We start from the raw sequence: 9706 nt of genomic DNA, 5'->3' as shown, positions 1-9706 counted from the left end.
TTGACGTGCAGCGTTTCGGGGCGATTTCAGGACTGGCGGTCACGGCACTGGCGGGCGCGACGCTGATCGGCGGATGCGTCGATCAGGCGAATGGCGGCGGCGCGGGTTCGCGCGATCAGATCACCGCGGTCGGATCGTCGACGGTCTACCCCTTCACGACGATGATCGCCGAACAGCTCGTCGCCAACGATCCCGATGCCAAGGCACCGGTGATCGAATCGACCGGCACCGGCGCGGGGATGAAGCTGTTCTGCGCAGGCATCGGCGCCGGCCATCCCGATATCGAGGATGCGTCGCGGCGGATGAAGGCGAGCGAGTATAAGGACTGCGCGGCCAACGGCGCCGGCCAGATCCTGGAAATCCAGGTCGGGATCGACGGCATCGCCTTTGCCGAGGCGAAGAACGGCCCGAAGATGCAGCTCACCCCGACCGACCTGTACAAGGCACTCGCCGCCAGCCCCGGCGGCCGGCCCAACACCGCGCGCGTGTGGCGCGACGTGAACCCCGCGCTGCCGCCGGTGCCGATCCAGGTCTATGGCCCGCCCGCGACCAGCGGCACGCGCGACGCGCTCGCCGAGCTGATCCTGACCAAGGGCTGCGAAGCGAGCGACCCCGCCGCCAAGCCGCTCGCCAAGTCCGATCCCGATGCGCACAAGGCGCTGTGCACCCGCGTCCGCGAGGACGGGATGTATGTCGATGCGGGTGAGAACGACAATCTGATCGTCCAAAAGCTCCAGTCCAACCCCAATGCGATCGGCGTGTTCGGCTACAGCTATCTCGAAGAGAACAAGAACGACGTGAACGGCGTCGCGATCTCCGGTGTCGAGCCGACCTATGCGACGATCGCGGACACGCGGTATCCGGGGTCACGCCCGCTCTACATCTATGTGAAGAAGGCGCATCTGAGTGCTATTCCGGGACTGCGGACGTTCCTGAAACTCTATGCCGCCAACTGGAGCGCGACCGGGCCGCTGGTGAAGCGCGGCCTGATCGCCGCGCCACCCGCGGTCCAGGCCCGGTCGGCAGCGATCATCGCCAACGAGACGATTCTCGACCCGGCGGTGCTGTCGTGATGCACTACTGGAACACGACCGCCGCCCCGAAACCGGTGGAGACGGCCTGATGTCGGCACTCGCCCTCTTCTTCCTCGTTCTCGGACTCGGCCTGATCGCGTGGCTGAGCGCACGGATGCGTGCCGCACGGTTCCGGGTCGGCAACACCGCGCGGTTCAGCTCGCTGCCCGCGCATCACGGCTGGTATGTCGCGCTGTGGACCGCGATCCCGCCGCTGCTGTTTCTGGTTGGCTGGTCGATGGTCGTACCCGCGCTCGTCACCGATACCGTGCTGGCCAGCCCCGCCGCGGTGCAGCTGCCCCCGCCCGGCTTCGACCGTGCCTCGATCCTGTCCGAGGCGCGCAGCCTGGCGGAGGGACGAAGCTTCGGCGCGTTCCACGAGCTCGCGCGCGTCCTGTCACCGGTCTATGCCGCCGCGCAATCGCGCTACGACTGGATCGCGACCGCGCTCGCGCTGCTGCTCACCTTTGCCGGCGGCGCGTTCGCGTTCCTGCGCGTGCGGCCGGGCTTCGGCGCGCGGACGCGGGTCGAGCGGATTGTCATGATCCTGCTGCTCGGCGCGTCGCTGATCGCGATCCTGACCACGGTCGGCATCGTCGCCTCGCTGCTCTACGAATCCGCGCGCTTCTTCTCGATCGTGCCGATCACCGACTTCCTGTTCGGCACGCACTGGAGCCCGCAGGTCGTCGACGCGCGCGATCCGGGGGCGTCGCTCGGCGCGGTGCCGCTGTTCTGGGGGACGTTCTTCATCGGCGCGGTGATCGCGATGATCGTCGCGATCCCGTTCGGGCTGATGAGTGCGATCTACCTCACGCAATATGCCGCCCCGACCACGCGCAAATGGATGAAGCCGATCCTCGAGGTGCTCGCGGGCGTGCCGACCGTCGTCTATGGCTATTTCGCCGCGCTGACGGTGGCGCCAGCGGTGCGCGATTTCGCGGTGTGGATCGGGATCAGCTGGGCCTCGTCGGAGAGCGCGCTCGCCGCCGGGCTCGTGATGGGGATCATGATCATCCCGTTCGTGTCGTCGATGGCCGATGATTCGATCGCCGCGGTCCCCTCGTCGATGCGCGACGGCAGCCTTGCGATGGGTGCAACCTCGTCCGAGACGATCCGCCGCGTCCTGCTCCCCGCCGCACTGCCGGGCGTGGTCGGCGGCGTCCTCCTCGCGGTCAGCCGCGCGATCGGCGAGACGATGATCGTGGTGATGGCCGCCAGCGGCGTCGCGACGCTGACGCTCAACCCGTTCGCCAGCACGACGACCGTGACCAAGCAGATCGTCGATCTGCTGACCGGCGAGGCCGAGTTCGACAGCGCCAAGACGCTCGCCGCCTTCGCGCTGGGGCTGACGCTGTTCGTCGTCACCCTGCTCCTCAACATCGTCGCGCTGACGGTCGTGAAACGGTACCGCGAAGCCTATGAATAGCGTGACCCCCTTCATCGGTACGCCAGACGCTACGGCCTCGGCGAAGCCCGCCACGGCGCGCGTGCCGACCGACTGGACCACCACGGCGATGCAGAGCCGCATCCGCCGCCGCTATGCCGCAGAACGCCGGTTCCGCCTCGCCGGGCTGGCCGCGGTCTGGCTGTCCGCGGGCTTCCTCGCCTTCCTGCTGTCGTCGATGCTGTGGCAGGGCGCGAGCGGGTTCGTCGAGACGCGCGTCGCGCTGCCGATCGATTTCGCCGCCGCCGCACTGCCGATCGAACCCGCGCGGCTGACAAGCCGCGGCGCCGATCTCGCGCTCGCCAGCGCCGGTCTCGAGGGTGCGGTCGACAGCGCCGCGACGCGCGCGTTCGGCAAGGACGGCGAAGGCCTGTTGTCGGACGGCGCCTGGGTGACCGTGCGCGATGCGCTCAAGGCGGATCCCGGGCTGCTTTCACGCAAGACGGTGATCGCGGTGCCCGTCGCCAGCCCGGTCGACATGGCCGCCAAGGGCGATGGCCCGCCCGAGGCGGAGGCGGTCGTCGCCCGGCTCAAGGCGCGCGGCGTGCTGACGCGCGGGCTGAGCATGACGTTCCTGACCACCGCCGATTCGACCGATGCGACGCGGGTCGGCATCTGGGGGGCGTTCAAGGGTTCGCTGCTGACGATGATCGTCACGCTGCTGCTCGCCTTCCCGATCGGTGTCCTGTCCGCGTTGTATCTCGAGGAATATGCCCCGAAGAACCGCTGGACCGACCTGATCGAGGTGTCGATCAACAACCTCGCCGCGGTCCCTTCGATCATTTTCGGGCTGCTCGGGCTCGCGGTGTTCTTGGGTACCTTCGGGATGCCGCGATCGGCGCCGCTGGTCGGCGGGCTGACGCTCGCGCTGATGACGATGCCGGTGATCGTGATCGCCGGGCGCAACGCGATCAAGGCGGTGCCGCCCTCGATCCGCGACGCAGCGCTTGGCATCGGCGCGTCGCCGGTGCAGGTCGTGTTCCACCACGTCCTGCCGCTCGCGCTGCCCGGCATCCTGACCGGCACGATCATCGGCATGGCACGTGCGCTCGGCGAGACCGCACCGCTGCTGATGATCGGCATGCGCGCGTTCATCGCCGCGCCGCCATCGGGGCTGCGCGATCCCGCGACCGTGCTGCCTGTTCAGATCTTCCTGTGGTCCGACCAGGTCAGCCGCGGCTTCATCGAGAAGACCTCGGCCGCGATCATCGTCCTGCTCGTCTTCCTGCTCGCGATGAACGGCGTCGCGATCTACCTCCGCAACAAATTCGAGACCCGCTGGTGATGACCAACCACAAGATGACCGCGCGCGACGTCAGCGTCTATTACGGGCAGAAACGCGCGATCGACAATGTGTCGATCGACGTCGACATGGACAATGTCACCGCGTTCATCGGCCCGTCGGGCTGCGGCAAGTCGACCTTCCTGCGCACGCTCAACCGCATGAACGACACCGTCGCCAGCGCGCGGGTCGAGGGGAAGATCGAGCTCGACGGCCACGACATCTATTCCCCCGACATGGACGTGGTCCAGCTGCGCGCACGCGTCGGCATGGTGTTCCAGAAGCCGAACCCCTTCCCCAAGTCGATCTATGAGAACGTCGCCTACGGCCCGCGCATCCACGGGCTCGCGGGTGCCAAGAGTGACCTCGACCAGATCGTCGAGAAGTCGCTGCGGCGTGCGGGTCTCTGGGACGAGGTGAAGGATCGCCTGACCGACAGCGGTACCGCCTTGTCGGGCGGGCAGCAGCAGCGGCTGTGCATCGCGCGCGCGATCGCGGTCGATCCCGAGGTGATCCTGATGGACGAGCCGTGCAGCGCGCTCGACCCGATCGCGACCGCCAAGATCGAGGAGCTGATCCACGAGCTGCGCGGCCGCTATGCGATCGTGATCGTCACGCACAACATGCAGCAGGCGGCGCGCGTCAGCCAGCGCACCGCCTTCTTCCACCTCGGCACGCTGGTCGAATATGGCGACACCTCCGCCATCTTCACCAACCCGCGCGAGGAACGCACCAAGGATTACATCACCGGCCGCTACGGCTGATGGGGACGGGATCGATGAACACGCACACCGTAAAGGTCTTCGACGACGAGATCGGCCGCCTGCGCGGCCTCATCTCGCAGATGGGCGGCCTCGCCGAGGACGCGATCGCCAATGCGATGAAGGCGCTCCAGCGTAACGACGTCGCGCTCGCACGTGAGGTGCGCGCGGCGGACAAGCAGATCGACGCGATCGAGGCGGAGGTCGAGCGGCTGGCGGTGCAGATCATCGCACTGCGCGCACCGATGGCGATCGACCTGCGCGAGGTCGTCGCCGCGCTGAAGATCGCGGGCGTCGTCGAGCGGATCGGCGATTATGCCAAGAACATCGCCAAGCGCGTGCCGATGATCGAAAGCGAGCACCGGATCGATCCGATCTCGATCCTGCCCGCGATGGGCCGGATGGCGAGCGAGATGGTGCATGACGTGCTCGACGCCTTTGCCGCGCGTGATTTCGAGGCGGCGATGCTCGTCGTCGAAAGCGACGCCGCGCTCGACGATTTCTACGACAGCATCTTTCGCACGCTGGTGACCTACATGGTCGAAAATCCAAAGACGATCAGCCAGGTCGCGCACCTGCTGTTCGTCGCGAAGAATCTCGAACGGATCGGCGACCACGCGACCAACGTCGCCGAGATGGTCTATTTTGCCGCGACCGGCACCCAGATGGCCGACCGCGACCGCGGCGGCATACAGGAGTAATCGACATGGCCCGTGCAAGGATGCTGCTGGTCGAGGACGACGCGGCGCTCGCCGAACTGCTGGTCTGGCATTTCAAGCGCGAGGATTTCGAGATCGCGCACACCCCCGATGGCGAGGAGGCGCTGCTGCTCGCGCGTGAGAAGGTGCCCGATATCGTCCTGCTCGACTGGATGGTCGAAGGCCTGTCGGGGATCGAGGTGTGTCGCCGCCTGCGTCGCGCGCCCGAGACGCAGAACGTGCCGATCATCATGCTGACCGCGCGTGGGGAAGAGGAAGACCGTGTCCGCGGGCTCGAGACCGGCGCTGATGATTACGTCACCAAGCCCTTCTCGCCGCGCGAGCTGGTCGCGCGCGTCGGCGCGGTGCTGCGCCGCGTCCGCCCCGCGCTTGCCGGCGAAGCGCTGAGCTATGCCGACATCGAGATGGACACCGTCGGCCACAAGGTCCGCCGCTCGGGCGAGGTCGTCGCACTCGGGCCAACCGAGTTCCGGCTGCTCAAGCATTTCCTCGAACATCCCGGCTGGGTCTTCTCGCGCGAACGGCTGCTCGATGCGGTGTGGGGCCATGATTCGGACATCGAATCGCGCACCGTCGACGTGCATATCCGGCGGCTGCGGAAAGCGATCAACACCGGCGAACGTCCCGACATCATCCGCACGGTGCGCTCGGCTGGCTATTCGCTTGATACTGGCGGGTGAAAGTCGGGGTGCTGCAAGCGGTCGCCGACCGCGTCATTAGTGCAGGACCAAGACAAGCCGGTTAGAATCGGACGCGAAACGAAGGACCCAAGCTGGTTTTAGTGCGTTCAACCGTGGCGCTAACGAATTTGCGCTCCAAGTATTCAGGAGATTCGCATGAAGTCCATTCTTCTCGCCGCTGCAGCGTTGCTCGCCTCGCCCGTGCTCGCGCAGACCGCGCCGCAGACGATGCCGCCAGCAGACCCGGCCGCCCAGACCGCGCCCGCTGATCCGGCAATGGCACCGCCAGCCGCAGATCCTGCCGCTCCCGCCGATCCGGCGATGGCAGCCGATCCTGCAGCCCCTGCCGATCCGGCAATGGCACCGCCGCCGCCCGCAGCGCCCCAGGCTCCGATGGCTGCACCCGGTGGTGCGAACATCGTCTTCGGTCAGCCGACGGTGACGCCGCCGACCCCGGCGCCTGCCGAGTATCCAACCTGCTCGCGCACCGTCAAGGACGGCTGCAAGAACCGCGGCGGTAAGTAAGCGGTTCGCATCGGTGCGGGCCGTGGCTAACGCCGCGGCTTGCGCCGACTGCTTTACGTTCTAGGAAAGGCGCTCCACGATAAGAGAGGGGCGCCTTTTTCCATGTCCGACAGCTTTGGATCCTTCGGTTTTGCTGGCCGCGTCGCGATCGTCACCGGCGCAGGCGGCGGGCTCGGCCGCGAATATGCGCTCGAGCTGGCCCGGCGCGGTGCGAAGGTCGTCGTCAATGATCTGGGCGCCTCGCGCGACGGTACGGGACAGTCTGACGCAGCGCTGAAGGTCGTCGAGGAGATCGAGGCCGCGGGCGGCGAGGCGATCGCCAATGGCGGCAGCGTCACCGACTATGACCAGATGGTCGAGATGGTGGCGCGTGCGTCCGAAAAATGGGGCGGCGTCCATATCCTCATCAACAATGCCGGCGTGCTGCGCGACAAGAGCTTCGCCAAGATGGAGCCCGCCGATTTCAACTTCGTCGTCGACGTCCATCTGAACGGCTCGGCCAACGCGACCAAGGCGGTCTGGGACGGGATGCGCGCGCAGAATTACGGCCGCATCCTGATGACCGCGTCGTCGACCGGGCTGTACGGCAATTTCGGCCAGGCCAATTACGGCGCCGCCAAGCTCGGCCTTGCCGGTCTGACGAAGACGCTCGCGATCGAGGGGGCGAAGAACAACATCCGCGTCAACACGATCGCCCCGACCGCGGGCACGCGGATGACGCAGGACATCTTTCCCGAAGAGGCGTTCAAGGCCTTCTCCCCCGACAAGGTCGCGCCGGGCGCGGTCTTCCTGGTGTCGGAGGATGCCCCGACCAACATGATCCTCGGCGCCGGCGCGGGCGTGTTCCAGGCCGCCTATGTCACGCTGACGCCGGGCGCATTGCTGTCGGGCGAGAACCTGTCGGTCGAAGGGGTGGCGGCCCACTGGGCGGCGATTACCGACCGCAACGGCGAGATCGTCCCGCAATCGGGCGCCGACCAGGCGATGACCATATTGGCAAAGCTCCAGCGCGGCTGATCGCCGCGCTGGCGGACTCAGCTTTCGACGAGCTTCATCAGCCGTCGTTCGACCGGGGCGAGGATCGGGCCGAGGTCATGGCCCCGCTTGATCACCGCCCCGCCTTCGCCGACCAGGGCCCACATGCCCTGGCGGTTGCGAAGCGCGGGGCGTTTCTCGATCCGGAATTCGGGGCGCTCGGCCGCGCGGCGGAAACAGGCGAACACCGCTGCCTCGCGGCCGAGATCGATTGCATAGTCCCGCCAATGCCCCGCCGCGACCATGCGTCCGTAGAGGTCGAGGATCCGCATCAGTTCGAGCCGATCGAAGCCGATCTGGGTGGGGGCGGTATTGCGGGTCGGGAAGGGCGTGACGTTGTTCATCAGGACGGATCAGGCCCGATCGCGCAGATCCTGTTCGACCGGGCCGCGGCGGAGCCCGTCGCGATCGGTCGACAGGTCCTGATCGGCGAGCAGAGAATCCAGACGCTTGCGCATCATCTCCAGCTCACAGCGCATGATCTCCATCTTCTGCGTGGCCGGGTCGAAGGCCTCGGTGCACGGCGTGCCATAGGGCACGAAGCGCGGGGCCTCGGGTGCGGCGCCGCCCTCTACCGTCGTCGCGCGCGCCGGGATGCCGACGACGGTCGTGCCCTCGGGGACGTCGCGCGTCACGACCGCATTCGCGCCGACTCGCGAGCGGCGGCCGAGCGTGATCGGCCCGAGCACCTGCGCGCCCGATCCGATGATCGCGCCGTCCGAAATGGTCGGGTGGCGCTTGCCCGCAACGCCATTGTCGGGGCTCGTCCCGCCCAGCGTCACGCATTGATAGATCGTCACGTCGTCGCCGATCAGCGAGGTTTCGCCGATCACGACGAAGCCGTGGTCGATGAAGAAGTTGCGACCGATCTTCGCGCCGGGATGGATGTCGATCGCGGTCAGGAACCGCGACAAATGATTGACGCACCGCGCGAGGAAGAAATTCTGACCGCTATACAGCCGGTGTGCGATGCGGTGCATCCCCAGCGCCCAGACGCCGGGGTAGAGCATGATCTCCGCGCGAGAATGCGGCGCCGGGTCACGCGCCCGGATCGAGTCGAGATAAGCCCCTAACCGGCTGAACATGCGCATTCCCCTTGGCGGTCCGCTCATTTAGGCGTTCACAGGGGCGATTTCCAGCGGGCGGGGGCAACGCCGCGGCGGACGCCCTGCGCTGACGGCCTCATTATCGACCCGGCATGGACAAAAGGGGGTGCACGATCGATATGGGCGATCAATGGCTGCAACCTATCTCCCCACGCTCAAGCAACTGCAATATCTCGTCGCGCTGAAGGACCATGGCCATTTCGGTCGTGCCGCCGAGGCGTGTTTCGTGACCCAGTCGACGCTGTCGGCAGGCCTGCGCGAACTCGAGACGCTGATCGGGGTGGTACTCGTCGAGCGCACCCGCCGCGTCGTCCGCTTCACTCCGTTGGGGGATCGGATCGCGGACAAGGCGCGCCGCGTGCTGCGCGAGGCGGAGGAACTTGGCGATATGGCGCGCGCTGCCGGCCGGCCGCTGTCGGGCGACATGCGGATGAGCGTGATCCCGACGATCGCGCCGTTCATGCTCCCGCGCATCCTGCCGCGGCTGCGACGCGACTACCCGGACCTCAAGCTGTTCCTGCGCGAGGAGCCGAGCGGCGCGGCGTGCGAGGGGCTGCACAACGGCCGCACCGACTGTGTGCTGCTCGCCCTGCCCTATGCCTGCGGCGAAGTCGCGTTCGAGCCCCTGTTCGACGACCGGCTGTTCGTCGCCTTCCCGACCGAGGATGTGCCCGCGGACCGGACCTCGATCCCCGCCTCCGCCATTCCCGCCTCGGCGATCGACGAGACCCGGCTGTTGCTGCTCGAGGACGGGCATTGCCTGAAGGATCATGCGCTCGCCGCGTGCAACCGGCCGGAGATCCGTGCCGAGGCGACGATGATGGGCACGTCGCTCCACACGATCGTGCAGATGGTCGACAACGGCCTGGGCATCACGATGCTGCCTGAGATGGCGCTGAACGCCGGGATCCTCGAAAATACCGGGATCACCGCGCTGCCGCTCGATGCCGAGAACGCGTTTCGCCGGATCGCGCTGGTGTGGCGCAAGGCCTCGCCGCGCGAGAAGGATTTCCAGCTGCTCGCCAAGGCGCTTGCCGAGGCCCGCTGACCGGCCGCGCTGGCCTGCACTGCAACAATTTCC

At 67.2% G+C, this 9706-nt stretch carries 11 protein-coding genes; 9 read left to right on the top strand and 2 right to left on the bottom strand.

From position 1 onward, the window contains the following. Nucleotides 1-5 precede the first annotated feature (5 nt). The 8 genes from SOM18_RS05320 to SOM18_RS05285 all read left to right on the top strand — a co-directional run bounded on the left by SOM18_RS05320 (nt 6) and on the right by SOM18_RS05285 (nt 7501). The gene (locus SOM18_RS05320) at nt 6-1073 is read left to right on the top strand and encodes a substrate-binding domain-containing protein (RefSeq protein WP_031441637.1); all 1068 of its coding nucleotides are present in this window, start codon (nt 6-8) and stop codon (nt 1071-1073) included. A 49-nt stretch (nt 1074-1122) separates the two neighbouring features. Beyond that, a complete protein-coding gene (gene pstC / locus SOM18_RS05315) occupies nt 1123-2499 on the top strand; it encodes a phosphate ABC transporter permease subunit PstC (RefSeq protein ID WP_031441636.1) in 1377 nt (458 codons plus the stop codon). Nucleotides 2500-2587: 88 nt separating this feature from the next. Then, complete coding sequence (gene pstA, locus SOM18_RS05310) at nt 2588-3802, top strand: phosphate ABC transporter permease PstA (RefSeq protein WP_031395856.1); 1215 nt, start codon at nt 2588-2590, stop codon at nt 3800-3802. After that, entirely contained in the window at nt 3802-4563 is a 762-nt protein-coding gene (pstB, locus tag SOM18_RS05305) for a phosphate ABC transporter ATP-binding protein PstB (RefSeq protein WP_031395855.1), read from the top strand. The genes pstA and pstB overlap by 1 nt, the downstream gene beginning before the upstream one ends. A gap of 14 nt (nt 4564-4577) precedes the next feature. Next, the gene (gene phoU / locus SOM18_RS05300) at nt 4578-5261 is read left to right on the top strand and encodes a phosphate signaling complex protein PhoU (protein ID WP_031395854.1); all 684 of its coding nucleotides are present in this window, start codon (nt 4578-4580) and stop codon (nt 5259-5261) included. 5 nt (nt 5262-5266) lie between these two features. Beyond that, nucleotides 5267-5959, top strand: coding sequence for a phosphate regulon transcriptional regulator PhoB (phoB, locus tag SOM18_RS05295; RefSeq protein ID WP_031395853.1), 693 nt, complete (start codon nt 5267-5269; stop codon nt 5957-5959). Nucleotides 5960-6115: 156 nt separating this feature from the next. Continuing rightward, the gene (locus SOM18_RS05290) at nt 6116-6484 is read left to right on the top strand and encodes a hypothetical protein (protein ID WP_031395852.1); all 369 of its coding nucleotides are present in this window, start codon (nt 6116-6118) and stop codon (nt 6482-6484) included. Between the two features lie 102 nt (nt 6485-6586). Further along, a complete protein-coding gene (locus tag SOM18_RS05285; RefSeq protein WP_056406035.1) occupies nt 6587-7501 on the top strand; it encodes an SDR family NAD(P)-dependent oxidoreductase in 915 nt (304 codons plus the stop codon). 17 nt (nt 7502-7518) lie between these two features. Here the strand turns inward: SOM18_RS05285 and SOM18_RS05280 are convergent, their stop codons facing one another. Both SOM18_RS05280 and epsC read right to left on the bottom strand, forming a co-directional pair. After that, nucleotides 7519-7863: a DUF2794 domain-containing protein gene (locus SOM18_RS05280; protein ID WP_031395850.1), complete on the bottom strand. Its 345-nt coding sequence runs from the start codon at nt 7861-7863 to the stop codon at nt 7519-7521. A 9-nt stretch (nt 7864-7872) separates the two neighbouring features. Beyond that, the gene (gene epsC / locus SOM18_RS05275) at nt 7873-8604 is read right to left on the bottom strand and encodes a serine O-acetyltransferase EpsC (protein WP_320481430.1); all 732 of its coding nucleotides are present in this window, start codon (nt 8602-8604) and stop codon (nt 7873-7875) included. 151 nt (nt 8605-8755) lie between these two features. Here epsC and SOM18_RS05270 point away from each other — a divergent pair, with 151 nt between their 5' ends. After that, nucleotides 8756-9673: a LysR substrate-binding domain-containing protein gene (locus SOM18_RS05270; RefSeq protein WP_031395848.1), complete on the top strand. Its 918-nt coding sequence runs from the start codon at nt 8756-8758 to the stop codon at nt 9671-9673. The last annotated feature ends 33 nt before the right edge of the window (nt 9674-9706 follow it).

It is taken from the genome of Sphingomonas sp. CFBP9019 (assembly GCF_034045155.1).
In the GTDB taxonomy this organism is placed as follows: Bacteria; Pseudomonadota; Alphaproteobacteria; order Sphingomonadales; family Sphingomonadaceae; genus Sphingomonas; species Sphingomonas aerolata.
Note: the sequence above shows the minus strand (reverse complement) of the source record. Positions and strands in the feature narration are given on the sequence as shown.

What these genes read in the sequence shown, in the direction of transcription:
- pstC (WP_031441636.1), top strand. Translation starts at nt 1,123, where the DNA reads ATGTCGGCACTCGCCCTCTTCTTCCTCGTTCTCGGACTCGGCCTGATC.
- pstA (WP_031395856.1), top strand. Translation starts at nt 2,588, where the DNA reads ATGCAGAGCCGCATCCGCCGCCGCTATGCCGCAGAACGCCGGTTCCGC.
- pstB (WP_031395855.1), top strand. Translation starts at nt 3,802, where the DNA reads ATGACCAACCACAAGATGACCGCGCGCGACGTCAGCGTCTATTACGGG.
- phoU (WP_031395854.1), top strand. Translation starts at nt 4,578, where the DNA reads ATGAACACGCACACCGTAAAGGTCTTCGACGACGAGATCGGCCGCCTG.
- phoB (WP_031395853.1), top strand. Translation starts at nt 5,267, where the DNA reads ATGGCCCGTGCAAGGATGCTGCTGGTCGAGGACGACGCGGCGCTCGCC.
- SOM18_RS05290 (WP_031395852.1), top strand. Translation starts at nt 6,116, where the DNA reads ATGAAGTCCATTCTTCTCGCCGCTGCAGCGTTGCTCGCCTCGCCCGTG.
- SOM18_RS05285 (WP_056406035.1), top strand. Translation starts at nt 6,587, where the DNA reads ATGTCCGACAGCTTTGGATCCTTCGGTTTTGCTGGCCGCGTCGCGATC.
- SOM18_RS05280 (WP_031395850.1), bottom strand. Translation starts at nt 7,863, where the DNA reads ATGAACAACGTCACGCCCTTCCCGACCCGCAATACCGCCCCCACCCAG.
- epsC (WP_320481430.1), bottom strand. Translation starts at nt 8,604, where the DNA reads ATGTTCAGCCGGTTAGGGGCTTATCTCGACTCGATCCGGGCGCGTGAC.
- SOM18_RS05270 (WP_031395848.1), top strand. Translation starts at nt 8,756, where the DNA reads ATGGCTGCAACCTATCTCCCCACGCTCAAGCAACTGCAATATCTCGTC.